Annotated in this window: 21 protein-coding genes; 8 read left to right on the plus strand and 13 right to left on the minus strand. The window is 68.0% G+C overall.

The features are described from left to right. Positions 1 to 131: 131 nt before the first annotated feature. The 4 genes from BLV92_RS22680 to BLV92_RS22695 are packed head-to-tail and all read left to right on the plus strand — an operon-like array spanning position 132 to position 5,784. Positions 132 to 1,313, plus strand: coding sequence for an isovaleryl-CoA dehydrogenase (locus BLV92_RS22680; RefSeq protein ID WP_090549162.1), 1,182 nt, complete (start codon positions 132 to 134; stop codon positions 1,311 to 1,313). A gap of 25 nt (positions 1,314 to 1,338) precedes the next feature. After that, a complete protein-coding gene (locus BLV92_RS22685) occupies positions 1,339 to 2,946 on the plus strand; it encodes a carboxyl transferase domain-containing protein (RefSeq protein WP_090549165.1) in 1,608 nt (535 codons plus the stop codon). Between the two features lie 26 nt (positions 2,947 to 2,972). Next, positions 2,973 to 3,758, plus strand: coding sequence for an enoyl-CoA hydratase/isomerase family protein (locus BLV92_RS22690; protein ID WP_090549168.1), 786 nt, complete (start codon positions 2,973 to 2,975; stop codon positions 3,756 to 3,758). 28 nt (positions 3,759 to 3,786) lie between these two features. Next, entirely contained in the window at positions 3,787 to 5,784 is a 1,998-nt protein-coding gene (locus BLV92_RS22695) for an acetyl-CoA carboxylase biotin carboxylase subunit (protein ID WP_090549170.1), read from the plus strand. 393 nt (positions 5,785 to 6,177) lie between these two features. On the opposite strand, the gene BLV92_RS22700 is transcribed toward BLV92_RS22695, so the two are convergent. The 11 genes from BLV92_RS22700 to BLV92_RS32690 form a co-directional block, all read right to left on the minus strand. Next, on the minus strand, positions 6,178 to 6,942 hold the full coding sequence (locus BLV92_RS22700) for a CDP-diacylglycerol diphosphatase (protein ID WP_090549172.1): 765 nt from the start codon (positions 6,940 to 6,942) through the stop codon (positions 6,178 to 6,180). Positions 6,943 to 7,171: 229 nt separating this feature from the next. Beyond that, positions 7,172 to 7,327 (minus strand): DUF6587 family protein, encoded by a 156-nt coding sequence (locus tag BLV92_RS32190; protein ID WP_167627131.1) that lies wholly within the window; start codon positions 7,325 to 7,327, stop codon positions 7,172 to 7,174. Beyond that, positions 7,324 to 7,740, minus strand: coding sequence for a nucleoside recognition domain-containing protein (locus tag BLV92_RS22705; RefSeq protein ID WP_090549175.1), 417 nt, complete (start codon positions 7,738 to 7,740; stop codon positions 7,324 to 7,326). Before BLV92_RS22705 ends, BLV92_RS32190 begins: the two co-directional genes overlap by 4 nt. Positions 7,741 to 7,902: 162 nt before the next feature. Then, entirely contained in the window at positions 7,903 to 9,357 is a 1,455-nt protein-coding gene (gene iaaH, locus BLV92_RS22710; RefSeq protein ID WP_090549178.1) for an indoleacetamide hydrolase, read from the minus strand. A gap of 38 nt (positions 9,358 to 9,395) precedes the next feature. Then, positions 9,396 to 10,316, minus strand: a complete 921-nt coding sequence (locus BLV92_RS22715; RefSeq protein WP_090549182.1) for a ferritin-like domain-containing protein — start codon at positions 10,314 to 10,316, stop codon at positions 9,396 to 9,398. Between the two features lie 66 nt (positions 10,317 to 10,382). Next, positions 10,383 to 10,610, minus strand: coding sequence for a transcriptional regulator (locus BLV92_RS22720; RefSeq protein WP_090549183.1), 228 nt, complete (start codon positions 10,608 to 10,610; stop codon positions 10,383 to 10,385). A 442-nt stretch (positions 10,611 to 11,052) separates the two neighbouring features. Further along, entirely contained in the window at positions 11,053 to 11,715 is a 663-nt protein-coding gene (locus tag BLV92_RS22725; RefSeq protein WP_090549186.1) for an NADPH-dependent FMN reductase, read from the minus strand. 349 nt (positions 11,716 to 12,064) lie between these two features. Then, entirely contained in the window at positions 12,065 to 12,445 is a 381-nt protein-coding gene (locus BLV92_RS22730) for a hypothetical protein (RefSeq protein ID WP_244283890.1), read from the minus strand. 271 nt (positions 12,446 to 12,716) lie between these two features. After that, a complete protein-coding gene (locus tag BLV92_RS22735) occupies positions 12,717 to 12,929 on the minus strand; it encodes a hypothetical protein (protein WP_090549192.1) in 213 nt (70 codons plus the stop codon). 92 nt (positions 12,930 to 13,021) lie between these two features. Further along, the gene (locus BLV92_RS22740; RefSeq protein ID WP_090549196.1) at positions 13,022 to 14,263 is read right to left on the minus strand and encodes an NAD(P)/FAD-dependent oxidoreductase; all 1,242 of its coding nucleotides are present in this window, start codon (positions 14,261 to 14,263) and stop codon (positions 13,022 to 13,024) included. Positions 14,264 to 14,392: 129 nt separating this feature from the next. Beyond that, positions 14,393 to 14,701, minus strand: coding sequence for a glutathione binding-like protein (locus BLV92_RS32690; RefSeq protein WP_244283891.1), 309 nt, complete (start codon positions 14,699 to 14,701; stop codon positions 14,393 to 14,395). 261 nt (positions 14,702 to 14,962) lie between these two features. On the opposite strand from BLV92_RS32690, the gene BLV92_RS22750 reads away from it, so the two are divergent. From BLV92_RS22750 to BLV92_RS32195, 4 genes are all read left to right on the plus strand, one after another. Then, positions 14,963 to 15,157 (plus strand): DUF1653 domain-containing protein, encoded by a 195-nt coding sequence (locus BLV92_RS22750; protein WP_090549202.1) that lies wholly within the window; start codon positions 14,963 to 14,965, stop codon positions 15,155 to 15,157. A gap of 33 nt (positions 15,158 to 15,190) precedes the next feature. After that, positions 15,191 to 15,385: a YqaE/Pmp3 family membrane protein gene (locus BLV92_RS22755; RefSeq protein WP_090549205.1), complete on the plus strand. Its 195-nt coding sequence runs from the start codon at positions 15,191 to 15,193 to the stop codon at positions 15,383 to 15,385. Between the two features lie 140 nt (positions 15,386 to 15,525). Further along, a complete protein-coding gene (locus BLV92_RS22760; RefSeq protein ID WP_090549207.1) occupies positions 15,526 to 15,795 on the plus strand; it encodes a hypothetical protein in 270 nt (89 codons plus the stop codon). Positions 15,796 to 15,876: 81 nt separating this feature from the next. Beyond that, the gene (locus tag BLV92_RS32195) at positions 15,877 to 16,035 is read left to right on the plus strand and encodes a hypothetical protein (protein ID WP_167627132.1); all 159 of its coding nucleotides are present in this window, start codon (positions 15,877 to 15,879) and stop codon (positions 16,033 to 16,035) included. 134 nt (positions 16,036 to 16,169) lie between these two features. Here BLV92_RS32195 and BLV92_RS22765 read toward each other — a convergent pair whose 3' ends face one another. Continuing rightward, positions 16,170 to 16,430, minus strand: a complete 261-nt coding sequence (locus tag BLV92_RS22765; RefSeq protein ID WP_090549210.1) for a DUF4148 domain-containing protein — start codon at positions 16,428 to 16,430, stop codon at positions 16,170 to 16,172. A 246-nt stretch (positions 16,431 to 16,676) separates the two neighbouring features. Next, on the minus strand, positions 16,677 to 17,027 hold the full coding sequence (locus tag BLV92_RS22770) for a YgiW/YdeI family stress tolerance OB fold protein (protein ID WP_134044109.1): 351 nt from the start codon (positions 17,025 to 17,027) through the stop codon (positions 16,677 to 16,679). Between the last annotated feature and the right edge of the window lie 130 nt (positions 17,028 to 17,157).

Genomic DNA, 17,157 nt, shown 5'->3' on the forward strand with positions numbered 1-17,157 from the left:
ACAAGACAAACAGGCGCATGGTAAGAACTGAGCATTACTCAAATCTACCTATTGACGTATACGTAAATCTGGCGTGAAATGGGCGGCGAAAGGGCGAGCACGCGCCCATGCCCCATCTGGAGGAGACACCCATGAGCAACGTACCCGGTTTGCAGTTCCCGCTCGGCGAAGAGATCGAGATGCTGCGCGACAGCGTCGCCGGCTTCGCGGCGAAGGAGATCGCGCCGCGCGCCGGCGAGATCGACCGCACCGACCAGTTCCCGATGGACCTGTGGCGCAAGTTCGGCGACCTCGGCGTGCTCGGCATGACCGTCTCCGAGGAATACGGCGGCGCGAACATGGGCTACACCGCGCACATGGTCGCGATGGAGGAAATTTCGCGCGCGTCGGCGTCGGTCGGCCTCTCGTATGGCGCGCACTCGAACCTGTGCGTGAACCAGATCCACCGCAACGGCACCGAAGCGCAGAAGCGCAAGTACCTGCCGAAGCTCGTGTCGGGCGAGCACGTCGGCGCGCTCGCGATGAGCGAGCCGAACGCCGGCTCGGACGTCGTCAGCATGAAGCTGCGCGCGCAGAAGAAGGGCGACCGCTACGTGCTGAACGGCACGAAGATGTGGATCACCAACGGCCCGGACTGCGACACGCTGGTCGTCTACGCGAAGACCGACCCGGAAGCGGGTTCGCGCGGCATCACGGCGTTCATCGTCGAAAAGGGGATGAAGGGTTTCTCCGTCGCGCAGAAGCTCGACAAGCTCGGGATGCGCGGCTCGCATACCGGCGAACTGGTGTTCCAGGACGTCGAGGTGCCGGAGGAGAACATCCTTGGGGCATTGAACGGCGGCGTGAAGGTGCTGATGAGCGGCCTCGACTACGAGCGCGCGGTGCTCGCGGGCGGCCCGACCGGCATCATGCTCGCGGTGATGGATGCGGTCGTGCCGTACATCCACGACCGCAGGCAGTTCGGCCAGCCGATCGGCGAGTTCCAGTTGATCCAGGGGAAGGTCGCGGACCTGTACACGACGTTGCAGGCGTGCCGCGCGTATCTGTACGCGGTCGGCCGCCAGCTCGACACGCTCGGCAGCGACCATGTGCGCCAGGTCCGCAAGGACTGCGCGGGCGTGATCCTCTATACCGCCGAAAAGGCGACGTGGATGGCCGGCGAGGCGATCCAGATTCTCGGCGGCAACGGCTACATCAACGAGTATCCGGTCGGCCGGCTGTGGCGCGACGCGAAGCTGTACGAGATCGGCGCGGGCACGAGCGAGATCCGCCGGATGCTGATCGGCCGCGAACTGTTCGCCGAAACCCTCTGACCGCCGCGACCGAAGGAAGCCCGCGATGCCGATCATCGAATCGAAGCTCAATCCGCGCTCGGACGAGTTCCGCGCGAACGCCGCCGCGCTGGACGCGCTCGTCGCCGACCTGCGCGACAAGGTGCAGCGCCTCGCGCTCGGCGGCGGCGAGGCCGCGCGCGACAAACACGTGTCGCGCGGCAAGCTGCTGCCGCGCGAGCGGATCGCGCAACTGCTCGATCCGGGCTCGCCGTTTCTCGAACTGTCGCAACTGGCCGCGTACGGGATGTACAACGACGACGCGCCGGGCGCGGGGATCATCACCGGGATCGGCCGCATCGCGGGCCAGGAGTGCGTGATCGTCTGCAACGACGCGACCGTGAAGGGGGGCACGTATTACCCGGTCACCGTGAAGAAGCACGTGCGCGCGCAGGAGATCGCGGAGGAAAATCGCCTGCCGTGCGTGTATCTCGTCGATTCGGGCGGCGCGAACCTGCCGAACCAGGACGAGGTGTTTCCCGATCGCGACCACTTCGGCCGCATCTTCTACAACCAGGCGAACCTGTCCGCGCAGGGCATTCCGCAGATCGCCGTGGTGATGGGTTCGTGCACGGCCGGCGGCGCATACGTGCCGGCGATGAGCGACGAGTCGATCATCGTGAAGAACCAGGGGACCATCTTCCTCGGCGGGCCGCCGCTCGTGAAGGCGGCGACCGGCGAGGAAGTGAGCGCGGAAGACCTCGGCGGCGGCGACGTGCATACGCGCCTGTCGGGCGTCGCGGATCATCTCGCGCAGAACGACGCGCATGCGCTTTCGATCGCGCGCAGCATCGTCGGCAACCTCAATCGCGCGAAAACGCCGCCGCTCGCGCTGCGCGACCCGCTGCCGCCGCGCTACGACGCCGGGAGCCTGTACGGCGTGATTCCGGCCGACACGCGCAAGCCGTTCGACGTGCGCGAGGTGATCGCGCGGATCGTCGACGACTCCGCGTTCGACGAGTTCAAGGCGCGCTACGGCACGACGCTCGTCACCGGCTTCGCGCATATCTGGGGGCATCCGGTCGGGATCGTCGCGAACAACGGCATCCTGTTTTCCGAGTCCGCGCTGAAGGGCGCGCACTTCATCGAACTGTGCTGCCAGCGCAAGATCCCGCTCGTGTTCCTGCAGAACATCACCGGCTTCATGGTCGGCCGCAAGTATGAGAACGAAGGGATCGCGCGCAACGGCGCGAAGATGGTCACGGCCGTGGCGACGGCGAAGGTGCCGAAGTTCACGGTCATCATCGGCGGCTCGTTCGGCGCGGGCAACTACGGGATGTGCGGGCGCGCATACTCGCCGCGCTTCCTGTGGATGTGGCCGAACGCGCGCATTTCGGTGATGGGCGGCGAGCAGGCCGCGTCGGTGCTCGCGACGGTGAAGCGCGACGGCATCGAGGCGAAGGGCGGCGCGTGGTCCGCCGACGAGGAAGCCGCGTTCAAGCAGCCGATCCGCGACCAGTACGAGCGCCAGGGGCATCCGTATTACGCGAGCGCGCGGTTGTGGGACGACGGCGTGATCGATCCGGCGCAGACCCGCGACGTGCTGGGTCTCGGCCTGTCCGCGACGATGAATGCGCCGATCGAGGACACGCGCTTCGGCGTGTTCCGCATGTAACGCGGTCCGTGCGAGGAGATTCGAACATGCACTACGACACGCTCACCGTGGCCGTTGCCGGCCATGTCGCGACGGTCACGCTGAATCGCCCGGACGTGCGCAACGCGTTCAACGAAACGATGATCGCGGAACTGACCGCCGCGTTCGACGCGTTGAGCACGCGCGACGACGTGCGCGCGGTGGTGCTCGCGGCGAACGGCAAGGCGTTCTGCGCGGGCGCGGACCTGAACTGGATGAAGAAGATGGCTGGCTACTCGGACGACGAGAACCGCGCGGACGCGATGCGGCTCGCGCGGATGCTGTCGGCCGTCTATCGCTGCACGAAGCCGGTTGTCGCGCGCGTGCACGGCGACGCCTACGCGGGCGGAATGGGCCTCGTGTGCGCGGCCGACGTCGTCGTCGCGGCGGACAGCGCGCACTTCTGCCTGTCCGAGGCGCGGCTCGGGCTGATGCCCGCGACCATCGCGCCTTATGTGATCCGCGCGCTGGGCGAGCAGGCGTCGCGCCGCTACTTCGTGACGGCCGAGGCGTTCGACTGCGCGACGGCGGAACGGCTCGGCCTCGTTAGCGAGCGCGTGAGCGCCGATCAACTGGATGCGACCGTGCAGCGGATCGCGGACGCGCTGTGCGCGAACAGCCCGAACGCAGTGCGCGAATGCAAGCGGCTCGTGCAGGACGTCGCCGGCCGCACGATCGACGCCGCGTTGATCGAGGACACCGCGAACCGCATCGCAAACATCCGCGCGAGCGACGAAGGCCGCGAAGGCGTGGGCTCGTTCCTCGACAAACGCACGCCGTCGTGGCGCGCCTGAGCGCGCCGCACAACAGCGAGAACCGACAATGTTCGACAAGATCCTGATCGCCAACCGCGGCGAGATTGCGTGCCGCGTCGCGGCGACCTGCCGGTGGCTCGGCGTGAAGAGCGTCGCCGTCTATTCGGACGCCGACGCGAACGCGAAGCACGTCGCCGCGTGCGACGAGGCCGTGCATATCGGCGGCGCGAGCGCGGCCGACAGTTATCTGCGCATCGAGCGCATCATCGACGCCGCGCGCGCGACTGGCGCGCAGGCGATCCATCCGGGTTACGGCTTTCTGTCCGAGAACGAGGACTTCGCGCACGCGTGCGACGAGGCGGGCATCGTGTTCATCGGGCCGCCGGTGTCCGCGATTGCCGCGATGGGCTCGAAGGCCGCCGCCAAGGCGCTGATGCACGCGGCGGCGGTGCCGCTCGTGCCGGGCTATCACGGCGACGACCAGGACCCGGCGCTGCTGCAACGCGAGGCGGATCGCATCGGTTATCCGGTGCTGCTGAAGGCGAGCGCGGGCGGCGGCGGCAAGGGGATGCGCGTGGTCGAGCGCAGCGGCGACTTCGCGGCGGCGCTCGCGTCGTGCAAGCGCGAGGCCGCGAGCAGCTTCGGCAACGACCGCGTGTTGATCGAGAAGTACCTGACGCGGCCGCGCCACGTCGAAGTGCAGGTGTTCGCGGATAAACACGGCGGCGCGGTGTATCTGTTCGACCGCGACTGCTCGGTGCAGCGGCGTCACCAGAAGGTGCTGGAGGAAGCGCCCGCGCCGGGCCTCGCCGGCGAAGTGCGGCGCGCGATGGGCGAGGCGGCGGTGGCCGCCGCGCGCGCGGTCGATTACGTCGGCGCGGGCACCGTCGAGTTCATCATGACCGGCGCGGACTTCTACTTCATGGAGATGAACACGCGCCTTCAGGTCGAGCATCCGGTGACCGAGATGGTGACCGGGCTCGATCTGGTCGAGTGGCAGTTGCGCGTCGCGGGCGGCGAGCCGCTGCCGCTTGCGCAGGCTGATCTGAAGGTGAACGGCCACGCGCTCGAAGCGCGGATTTATGCGGAGAGTCCGGCGCGCGGATTCCTGCCGTCCACCGGCACGCTGAAGCATCTGCGGATGCCGGAAGGCGTCGAGTTCGCGACCGGCGCATCGGTGCGGATCGACAGCGGCGTGCGCGAGGGCGATACGATCACGCCGTTCTACGACCCGATGATCGCGAAGCTGATCGTGCACGGCGCGACGCGCGCCGACGCGCTCGCGACGATGCAGCGCGCGCTGGAGGCGTGCGAGATCGTCGGGCCGCAGACCAACGTCGAATTCCTGCAACGGCTCGTGACGAGCGAGCCGTTCGCGACCGCCGATCTGGACACGGGTTTGATCGAGCGTCATCACGACGCGTTGTTCGCGCCGCGTGACAAGCCGCTGCGCGAGGCGCTCGCGCTGGCGTGCGCGGCGCTGCTGCGGCGCGAACGCGGCGCGGCGCGCGGCGCATCGCCGTGGGACGGCCTCGCGCACTGGCGTCTGAACGGCGGTTATACGCAGTCGTTCGTCTGGCGCGATCTCGACGGCGACGCGCTGCTGTCGGCGCGGTTCGCGCACGACGGCCGCGCGCAGACGCTTGCGAGCGGGGCAGCCGACGCGGAGCCGTTCGCGTGGTGGTTGGGCGGCGGCGAACGCGAATACGGCGTGACGCTCGGCAACTCGCGCGTCACGGGCCGCGTGTTCATCGACGGCGACGTGTTCCATGTGTTTTGCCTCGGCGCGGCATTCGCGTTCGAATGGCAGGACCTGCTGGCGCATGCGGCGGATGCGGAGCATGGCGAAGGACGGCTGACCGCGCCGATGCCGGGCAAGGTGATCGCGGTGCTGGTCAAACCGGGCGCGGTGGTCGAGAAAGGCGCGCCGCTGATCGTGATGGAAGCGATGAAGATGGAACACACGATCGGCGCGCCGTCGGCGGGCAAGGTGACCGAGGTGCTGTACGCGGTCGGCGATCAGGTCGCGGACGGCGCGCAGTTGCTGGTGCTCGAAGCGGAGTGATCGTTGCGCCTCTCGCGGGCGCGGGGGCGTGAAGGTGTGCGTCTTTCGACGACGTTCGCGAAGCGGGCACGGTGGTTTGCGGTGGCTTGTATCCGGCCGGCCTCGATGCCGCGTGCGGCATCGCAGGACGGCGCGGTTCAATGCGTCGGCGTTCGCACGTGCGGCAGGCAATAAAGCAGGCAATAAACGCGGACGGCGTGCCGCGGAAATGCCGGGTGGCTTTATCGTGAAGTCTGCGTGCCGGTACCGCGATCCGGCGAACGTTTCCGCGAACGCGGGCTTCGCGCGAATGCCCGGCTACCGTACCGCGTCCCGAAGTCGCGACAGGGGCGCGCTCTTCACGCGTTCCGTATGCACCGGATGCCCGGTGCGCTGCCGCTGTCCGCTACTGCCTCACGACGCGCGCGCAACCTTGCACGCGTGATCGAGCAGCCCTTCGGCGGTGCCGCTGCCGCCATCGACGTCGAGCCCGCTATGGACGATCAGCCAGCCGTCATGCGCGGCGTCCGGACCCGCGCCGGTCACGAGGATCGTCTGGTCGCTCATCTGCTGCTGCGGGCCGAGGCTGCGCTGGACGACGCGGAACGGATTGCTTCGATCGACGAGGCTCGTCACGCGCATCACGCGGTAGTGCTGGCCGTCGAGCGTGACCGGACGCCACGTATCCGGCGGGTCGCCGCGATGCGGCGCGAACGCATCGGTGACGTCCGCGCGCATGCAGTCGATATGGATGTGCAACTGGTTCTGCGAGCGCCGCCGCGCCGAGTTGATCTCCAGCCCCAACTGGTTCGCGGCGAGCGAGGTCTTCAGCCGCGCCTCGACGTGCCGGCCCGCGTCCCACGCGAACTGCCAGTATTCGGGCGAGCCGCCGTACAGGATCTCCGGGCTTTCGATGCCGCCGACGCGGTCGGTCGGAATCAGCAGATATTGCGCGCGGCCGTTCAGGTCCTTCAGCACCGCATAACGGCGCGTGAAATCGACGGTCGTGCAGGGCGCCGGGTTGTTCGTGTTGCGCTGGTTCGGCACGCACTGGCCGCCCACCACTTTCCACAGGCCGTCCGAATCGACGGTGGACAGGCGGGCGCAGCCGCCCGATGCGAGGAGCACCGCGACGAACGCGGCGAACAGCGTGGTTCTGGCGAGAGTCAGATAGCGCATCGGCGCGGGATTCCTCGAACGGCAACAGCGATGAAAGGGCCGCGCCGCGTCGCGCCGGCGGCCCGGCGTTATCTGCGGTGCGGATGGAACGTCAGCGGCCGGTCGTCCGGACGCGCGGCGGAGGACGGCGGCCGGCAACTGCCGCATGCCCCGCGGCCGTCGCCGCACGCGTCGCGATCGCCATGAGCGCCGGCCGTTTCGCCCGGTTGCAGCGCGCGTCCGATGCGGTTCAGGACGGCTGCGCGCCCGGTTTCAGCAACTCGCGCGCGATGGCGTTCCGCCTGCGTTTCGTCAGCTTCGGCGCGAGCCGCCGCGCCGTATGGACCGCGCTCGCCGCCACCAGCAGCGCGATCACCGCATATTGCGCGACGAGTCCTACGCTCATGTGAAATGCCTCGCGACCTGATCCGTGACGAGCGCCGCGACGTACGCTACCACGAACCTATAACCGAACGAGATCGCGACGTTGCGCCACGGACGCGTCTCGCGGCGGATCACCGCGAGCGTGGACATGCACTGCGGCGCGAACGCGAACCACACCCTCAGCGACAGCGCGCTCGCCAGCGGGAAATTCGACGCGAGCGTATGGCCGGGACCGGCGATGTCCGCTTCGTCGCCCGCTACCGAATAGACGGTCGCGAGCGCGGCGACGGCCGTTTCGCGCGCGGCGAACGCGGGGATCGGCGCGAGGCTGATCTGCCAGTCGAAGCCGAGCGGCGCGATCGGATCGGACGCATGCGTGTCCGCGACGGTCTGGACGACGGCGGCGCTTCCTTTGGGCAGATCGGTGAGGTGCATTGCTGAAGGCGGATTGAAACGCGAGCGGTTCTCACTGTAAGCCGCCGCCCCTCCGCAGAACGGTAACGGACCGTGTGTCGCGATCCCCGTGCGGACGGTGGATTCGCGATGGCGCGAGCATTTGCTGCGGCTTTGGGCATACAGCCGAACGTCTAGCCGCGGCTACAGCGCCGGCGCTCGCAGCGTGCCGAGAATCTGCTCGAACGCGAGGCCGATCGCGAGCAGCCGGCGGTCGCTGCCCGCCGGTCCGTCGAGTTCGAGGCCGACCGGCAGGCGGCCGTCCGCGAGCCCGGCCGGCAGCGACAGCCCCGGAATTCCCGCATTGCTCGCCGGGTCGGTGTTGCGCAGATACGCGTCCATCTCGTCGATCGGCGCGCCGCCGTCGATCGACACGCGCGACGAGCCGTTCAGGTCGTCGATCGGCACCGCGACGAGACGTGTCGTCGGGAACAGCAGCGCATCGAGGCCCGCGCTCGCGAAGGTCTGTGCGTACATCTGCTGCAGGCGCGGACGCCACACGGTAAGCGCGGTTTCATAGTCGCCGCCGAACGCGTCCGCGAGGATCGCGTCGTAGGCCGCGCGCACGTCCGGGCTCGCGATCCGCGCGGCGACGTCGGCGACGGTCTGCACCGGCGCGTGATTCGCGACGAGCCATTCGAGCAGATCGTCGATCGGCTCGTGCAGCGCGAGCGTGCGGCTCACGCGTTCGTTCAGCACCAGCAGCTCGGGCATCCTGACCGGCACGAACGTGACGCCGGCCGCTTCGAGCTTCGCGAGCGCGACGCGCGCGACGTCCTCCAGCGAGCGTTCGAGTCCTTCCCACAGCGGCGCGGGCAGTCCGATCCGCAGATTCGCGACCGGCGCGTGCGCGAGCGGGCCGTGGCCGGTGATGACGCCGTCGAGCAGCGCGAGGTCCGCGACCGTGCGCGCCATCGGCCCGACCGTGTCGCGCGTGTGGCTGATCGGCACGACCGCGTGCGGGTCGTGATAACGGCGGCCGGTGCCGCCGTCGCCGACCGACGGCCGCAGCCCCGCGATCCCGCATAACGCGGCCGGGATGCGCGTCGAGCCGCCGGTGTCGGTGCCGAGGCCGGCCGGGACGATGCGCGCGGCGATCGCCGCGGCGGTGCCGCCCGACGAGCCGCCAGGAATCAGCGCCGGGTCGTACGGATTGCGCACCGGGCCGGCGTGCGCGCTGAGGTTCGTGCTGGTGATGCCGAACGCGAGTTCGTGCATGTTCGCCTTGCCGAGCAGGATCGCGCCCGCATCGACGAGCCGCTGCACCGACGGCGCGTGGCGCGCCGGCACGAAGTGTTCGAGCGACGGCGTGCCGGCCGACGTCGTCAGTCCGCGCGTGTTGATGTTGTCCTTCACGACGACCGGCAGCCCCGCGAGCGGCAGCTTCGCGCGTTCGGCCGCGCCGAGCGAGTCGATCCGGTGCGCGCTCGCGAGCGCGCCCTCGACGTCGAGCACGGTCAGCGCGTTCAGGTTCGCGAGCGCCTCGGCGCGCGCGAGCAGCGTCGCGACGTAGCCGGACGCGGTCAGCCGGCCGGTCTGGATCGCATCGACGGCCTGCGTCGCGGTCAGTTCCGCCTGTTCGTCCACAGTCCAGGTCATGCGGTCCTCCCGAGGTCCGGCGCGGCGCGCGCGAGCTTTCATTTTTTCATGAAGCGCAGCGCGAGGCGAGCGAGCGCCGGCACGAACGTCGGACGCAGCAGGCGCGGATCGTAGCCGCGCATCCGGTCGTCGTTCTCCTGCAGGCACAGTTCGAGCATGTCGCGCGGCTTCAGCGCGTCGCCGATCACTTCGCGGTTCGCGGGCAGGAAGTTCGAGTCGTGCGCAACGCCGTCCGCGTCGATGCCGCGCGCGATCGCGAGCCGCTCCCACACGAGCAGGAACCCGATGACGGCGACGCACAATGAATGCCACGGCCGGCGCCACCAGGGCATCGTCTTGCGATGCCACGCGACCCAGTTGGTGAAGAACAGGATGTGCCGGGCTTCCTCCTGGATCACCGGCTCGAAGGTTTCGACGAGTTCCGGCGGGAAGTAGCCGGACTCCTGGGCAGAGCGAAAGAGGCCGAACGCGAAGAAGCTGTCGATGCACTCGCTGTAGCCGGTGAACATCCACGCCCATTCGGGCCGCTTCGGCGGCGGATACGCGGGCTCGGGCGCGAGTGCGATGCCGTAGGCTTCGACCAGCTTCGACAGCACGACCTTGTGGCGCGCTTCCTCGTCGCCGTCCATTTCGATCGCTTCGCGCAGCAGCGGGTCGGTGACGGTGGCCGCATAGGTTTTCACGCGGATCGACGCGCGGCCTTCGGTCTGCACCGCGATGTCCCAGATCGGCAGCGACGTGAGGCGGCGCAGCGCGTCCGGTGCGAGCTTCGGCCAGTCGATCACCGCGGGGCGATACGGATTGTGCGTGTCGAGCAGCATCCGGCAGAACATCCGGCGATGCTCGTCCGAACCGATCCTGACGGGGCCGCGCACGTCATGCGTCCAGTGACGCAGCGCGGCGTCCGGGTTGTCGACTGTGCGGGTTTTTGCGTCGTCAGGCGTCAGGGTGTCGGACATGGAGCATCGATCGTCTACCTATGATGTGGCTCCTATTCTGTCACAACAGTAAGATTGGCCGCAGCGTCACGCGCAACGGCGCAGCGCGGCGCGCTGGTCGTCGATCCACATCCGCGCCCAGCGGAATGCGTACGCGAGCGCGTGTTCCTCGTCGAAGAAGTAGTCGAGCGCGTCGAATGAGCGTGCGCTGCCGGACTGCGCCTCGATGGTCAGATTGGCGGCGAACAGGCCATTCGGAAGCCGCTGTGCCGCAGGGGCGACTTCATAGCCTTTGTAGCGAATGGATGGGTTCATGGCTTCGGTGAATCCGCTTGCAGGGTGCTTCGGTCGTGCGGTTCGCGCGCAACGGTTGCGGGTCGCGCGGGCACGGACAGAGCGTAGGGGCAGCCGTGCGCGGGAGGAACCAATCATTCGTCGCAAGCAAATCATGGGCGGCCTGAAACCGTCAGCAGATGATCCGGATGAGGCGAGGTGGCGCGTTCGGGACTAATGTGCGGCTACGAATTGCCGGTGTCTGTGGTGTGGCGCACGCGGTGCGTGCACGGGACGTGCGAGCGGGCGATGCGTTGGACGTGCTTCGGTGCGCATGCCTGGGAATGCGTGCGAAACGCAGTGCGGAGGGAATAGCGGCTTGCGAACGCAGTGCCGCGCCGGTCATGCGCGATGCGTCGCGCTCATGGCGCGCGACGCATCGTGATCGAACGGATGAAACGGGGGATGACGACGGATGCGCCGCTCAGACCGCGACGCTGAACAGCCGGTTCGCGCGCGATTCGTTGACGGCCGGTGCGCCCGACGTCGCGGTTGCCGCGCGATGCGCGTTGAACGCGAGCGCGAACTGCGCGGCCTGCGTGCCGACCGTGTACAACTGGTCGACGACCTTCGGGTCCGAGCACTGCTGCGCGCTTTCGAAACGCGTTTCGAGCGTGTTGATGCCGGCGCCGAACGGCGTCGGCCAGCCGCGCAGCGCGTGCACGATCGAACGCAGCGACGTGAGCACCGACCCCGCTGCCTGCCAGCCGTACGCGGTCACGATGCAGCCGACCGCGCGGCCGTCGAGATACGGACGCTCGTCGGCGCGCAATTCTTCCAGCGTGTCGAGCGCGTTCTTCACGAGACCGGACACGCCGCCGTGATAACCGGGCGTCGCGATGATCACCGCATCGGCGGCGCGGACCGTTTCGATCAGTTCGAGTTGTTCGTCGGTGCGCTGTTCGGTTTCCGGCGCGTAATGCGGGAGGCTATGCAGGAACGTGCCGCCGAACAGATGGGTGCGCGCGCCGGCGTTCTCGGCGCCGCGCAGCGCGAAGCTCAGCGCGCGTTCGGTCGACGAGGCGGCGCGCGTCGTGCCGCCGATGCCGACCACGAGCGGGCGGCGATGGGGATCGGGAGTGGTCAACGAAGTGCTCCTTCTTGTTGCTTGGGGGCGAGTCGCGGGGCGCGGCTGGGCACCGGTCCGGGAGGCGAAGCTGGAACGGCAATCTTAGTGATCGGGCAGCGCCGGACGAAGCGAGATTTTGTTCTAACGATATACGCGGGCCGGGTTTCCCCGCGGGCGACCGGACATGCAGAGCAATGCAGGAAGGGCGGCCATATGCATATGCGAAAGCATTGGTTGAGGCGGACTGCGCCCGCTGGCTATGATGAACCCGTCTCCTCCATGACATCTCCTTGACATGGGATTGGACCCCGTACCGCGCTGGTGTCGGGGTCTTTTTTTATGCGCTCGCGGCAGCTGACGGGACGGATTACGGCAGACGGATGCCGGCCGATGCGCGGCTCGCCGGCAACCGGTAGCCGACCTGCAACACGCGGCCGTCGGGACCGACCTTCGGGGTAAGGGCAGGATGGCGGTCGGTTTGCGGCGTCATGGCGGGTTTGGCGGGAGCGGCCGGCAAGGCGGCCGACGCGCGTTCGGCCGGCCCGGCGACCTTGCGCGGCGCGAGATGGTCCGCGGCCGCGATGCGGCGCTTCGCGCCTTTCTTCGCATGGCTTCGTTTGCCGGGCGCCGACGGGCGCGCGCTGTCGATACGCGCTTCCGGCGGATTCCAGACCTCCACGTAGTGCTCCGCGGCGAACGCGGAGGACGCGAGGGCGCACAGCATCGCCCCGGTCATGATGATTCGCACGTCGTGTTCTCCGTTTTTGATGAACGTGCCCGTTGCGTTCGACGGGCAGGCGGACGAATCTGCGCACTGTACATTCATACAGGCTTTTATGCAAATGCCGCGCAGATGCGGCGGCCGTTCAATGCCGGAGCGCGATGGTCCGGCTCCCAACGGGCGCGGCGTGCGAGCGCAGCCATGCCGCTTTAAAGCGGGGCTGCTGCGGATGGTCGGAGGTGGAAGCCGCGCGGGCGCAAAGCGAAGTGGTAGCGCTCGCGTATCGGCGTGTGCCGGGTCAGCGCGGCTCTGTGCGCTTGCTCAGTTCTTTCGACGCCGCGAGCGGAATGCGCGCGTCATCCCATGTCGCGAGCCATTCGACTTCCTTCGACGCGAACACCTGTCCATGATTGCGCAGCGCGTACTGCAGCGAATCGATGATGTGGTTGCGGATGATCTCCGGTGTGTGCTGATCGTCGAGGACGGCACGAAATGCTTCGAGCGTGGCCATCGGGTGTGCTCCGGCTTGCGTTTGCTGAGTATCGGTTATCGCACGCCAAAAAAGCGCACGCCACGCGCGCGAAAAAAATGCCTGGAGGCCGGTCAGCCGAAACGCTCCGCGCGGTACGGACGCGGGTCGGTGAAGGTCGGCTCGCCGGTCATCATCTGCGCGAGCAGCTTGCCGCTGACCGGCCCGAGCGTGAGGCCGTGATGGTTGTGGCCGAACGCGAACCACAGGCCCGGATGGCGCGGCGCGGGGCCGATCACCGGGCGCATGTCGGGCGTGCACGGGCGCATGCCGAGCCACGGTTCGGCGTCGAGCCGGTCGCCGAGGCCGAACAGCGGGCGCGCGATCGTCTCGGCGCGCGCGAGCTGCACGCCGGTCGGCGGCGTGTCGCGGGTCGCGAGTTCGACGCCGGTCGTGAGCCGGATGCCCTGCTGCATCGGCGCGATGGCGTAGCCGCGTTCGGTATCGACGACCGGCATCGACAACGTGCCGCGCTGCGGCCGGTAGTGCATGTGATAACCGCGTTTCGCGCGCAGCGGAATCCGGTAGCCGAGCGGCTCGAACACGAGATCCGACCACGGACCCATCGCGATGACCGCTTCGTTCGCGCTGATCAGACCATCGGCGGTTTGCACGGCCCATGCGTCGCGTTCGCGGCGCAGCGTGGCCGCGTCGCCGCGCCTGAACGCGCCGCCGTCCGTTTCGAACAGGCGCGCGTAACGTGCGACCAGTTCGCCCGGATTCGCGACGGTTTTGGGGTCGAGCCAGTGCAGCGCGCCCGCGAAGCCTGCCGCGAGACTCGGCTCGCGTGCGCGTAACGCCGCTGCGTCGAGCGCCGTCACGCGCAAGCCGTGCTCGCGCGCGACGCGCTCCGCACGGGCCGCGTCGAGTTCGAAGCGCGCCGGCGTGTGGATTGCCTGAAGCCAGCCGTTCGCGTGCAGGAGCGACTGCGCATCCGCGCGCGCGGCCAGTGCGTCGTGCTCCGCGACGCTGCGCTCGATCAACGGCAGCATGTCCCGCGCGGCCGCCGCATGGCGCTGTGGCGCGGACTCCCACCAGAAGCGCGCGAGCCACGTCGCGTAGGACGGCAGCGAGCGATAGTCCCAGTACAGGTCGGTCGAGCGGTTGCGCGCGTAGCGCAGCAGCGCGGTCGCGCTGCGCGGAAAACCATACGGCACCACCGACGACCGCTCGATCAGGCCGGCATTGCCATAGCTGGTTTCCTCGCCGGGGCCGCGCCGGTCGATCAGCGCGACGCGGCGTCCGCGATCCTGCAGATGCAGTGCCGCGCTCACGCCGACGATGCCGGCGCCCAGTACGATGACCTCGAAATCCATGCGCCCGCCCAGTCTGCGTGGTCTTTGTGGGTTGGCCGTCCGTTGCGGAGGCAAGGGCGACGGCCGCACGTCAATCGTGGGCCGTCCGGGACTTTAGACCACGGGCGCGCGCGTGGGCAAGCCCGCTGTTCACGGGCGCTTCGCGGCTTCCTTCCGGTACAGCGCCAGCTCGTCCGCGACGGCTTTCGCGACCGAAGGCCGTTGCAGCATCCGCCGCGCGTACGCGTGGACGGCGGGCCACGCGGCAAGATCGACGCCTGCGTGCGGCGCCCGGTTGAGCACGGTCACGAGGTAGGCGTCCGCGACGCTGAAGCGGTCGAGCAGAAAGTCGTGCGTTTCCAGATGGCGTTGCAGCACGCCGAGTCGCAACGCGACCTTGTACTGCCGGACGAAGCCGGCCCGGCGCTGCTCGCGCGGGTCGCGTCGGCGCTGCTCCATAGCCTCGCGGTGCGTGCGCGGGCCGGCGACTCGCGCGCGTCGTTGCGCGCGACCGCGGCGGCCGGCGTCGCGCTGATCTGCGGCGACGGACCGGCCGCCGCGATGCGCAAGCAACGGTCGTCGGCCATAAGCGGCGCGAGCCGCTGACCTTGGGTTTTTTCGCGAACGGATGGGGTGCATCGGGCGCGCTATGCGACGACGCGATGCGCACGCGACTTGCTACACTGACGCATCCCCGGACGACAGCACAAGGAGGTTCCGATGGTTCGGTATCGACACTACAAGGGCGGCATCTACGAACTGGTCTGCGAGGCGACGCTGGAGTCGGACCCGTCGGTCACGATGATCGTCTATCGCGCGGACAACGGCACCATCTGGACGCGCCCGTCGTCGGTATTCTTCGAACTCGTCGAGTACGAAGGCACGCTGGTGCCGCGCTTCGCGCCCGTCAACTGATTTCCCGTCTGTCCGCAAAAGGAATATTCGAACATGCGTCTCCTGCTCGCGCTGCTGGTGCCCTGGCTGCAATTCTTCACGATTGGGCGGCCGATCGCCGGCATCATCTGCCTGGTCCTGCAAATCACGCTGATCGGCTGGATTCCAGCCGCGATCTGGTCGGTGTACGCGCTCAGCCAGTACAACACCGATCGCAAGATCGAAAACGCGTTCGGCAAGCGCGGCTGACCGGGGCCGCCCGCGCGCGGATTCTCCTGCGTTGCCGCTCCCGGCCTTCCGGCTGCGGTTACAGAGGTAAACACCCGTCACAATTTCACGCGAACCCTGCGACGTTTCGCTTTTCTTACGTCCAAGAAAGGAGAAAAGCGATGCTCAAGACTTTGATTGCCGCCGGACTGGCGGCTGCATTGGCCGGTTGCGCGGTGGCGCCGGGATACGACTACGGATATGGCCAGCCCGCGTACTACGGCGGTTATGCGCCTGCGTACGAGCCAGCATACGGCTCGGTCAACATCGGCATATGGGGTGGCGGCGGCCACGACCGCTACTACGGCGGCGGTCGCGGGCGCCCGTGGCATGGCGGTGGAGGCCATTTTGGCGGCCGTGGGGGTGGAGGACACGGCGGTCACGGCCGTTAACCCGGATGCGAGGGCCGGAGCCGAGGCTCCGGCGCATCGCTCCCTGTTTTCTACCGTCAACGTATTTGTAACGGAGCAGTTTTGAAGAAGACCGTCATTGCACTGGCCACGGCGTTCGCCGTTCTCGCGCCGATGGCCGCCCAGGCCTATCCGCAACACCGCTATTCGCACCATCATCATCGCGTTTGCCGCAACGTCCACGTGCATCATCACTGGGAGCGCCGCTGCTGGTGGCGATGAACGCACGAGCCGACGCGGCGCGGTCCTGCTGAACGCCGCTTCGGCCCCAAAATGCGGAAAGGCCCGCTCTCCAATGAGAGCGGGCCTTTCCGTTTATGCCGGACGCCGCTGGCGACGCCCGGCCGAATCCGGTATTACTGGCTCGATTGCGACGTGCCGCTGGTGCTCGGGCCGTACGCGGTGTTCGACGCCTTTTCCGCGCCGACACGGGCTTCCGCAGCCTGGATGTTTTCCGGGTAGTGCATCCAGTCGTGCGGATCGTAACCGGCCGCGCGCAGTTGAACGAGTTCGTCGCGAACCTGGGCGCGCGTCAGCGGTTGTTGCGACTGGGCGAACGAAACGGCCGGAACAGCGATGACAGCGGCGAGGACAGCAGCCTGGAAGATCGACTTCATGGTGAAACCTCCGAATTTGTCTTGTTAGGGGCAGAAGCGCGATCGCTTTGCCCATGTGCGCACTTTAGACAAATTTGAGATTAGGGTAAATACCTACTCCGCGAACTCACTGTTCCGGTGAGGGCAACAATGCCGGGGTCATCATTTGACACTTTTGCATGTGGTGACTTAATAGCGCGGGCGCGCTGGATAAGCCAGGCGGCGCAAGCCTCGATCCGACGCGGGCTTGCGCCAGCCACATCCCCGTTAATGCAGGATTTCGAGCGATTCGACGTCGATGTACCGGCCGCGCGGGCTCCGGTCGATTTCGCCGGTGATCCGCACCCGGTCCTCCGGCGTCACCGTCCGGCCGCCGAACAGCCGGGGCGAAATCTCGACGCGGATGCTACCCGAATCGTCGCGAAACGTGAAATAGTCCTCGCGCTGATGCTCGACGACGTGACCGGTCAGCGTCACGTCGGAGCCGACCCGCAATCCGCTGCGCGCCTGCGCAACGGTGGCTTCCCTGACCGACGCGCCCGGCCCCTGAAACTGCGCATGAACCGGCGCGGACAGCGCGACCAGCAGCATTCCGGCGACACAGATCCTCTTCTTCATCACAGCATCTCCTTGGCGGGGGAAAGCTACGACAGGCGCGTCGGCGCGTGTCCGTGGCGGGGCGGCGGCATGGCGCTGCCGAAAACGGCAGCCCTTCGACGAATGCCGATGAAAGCGGCGCGGAGCATGG

It is taken from the genome of Paraburkholderia caballeronis, assembly GCF_900104845.1.
Taxonomy (GTDB): domain Bacteria; phylum Pseudomonadota; class Gammaproteobacteria; order Burkholderiales; family Burkholderiaceae; genus Paraburkholderia; species Paraburkholderia caballeronis.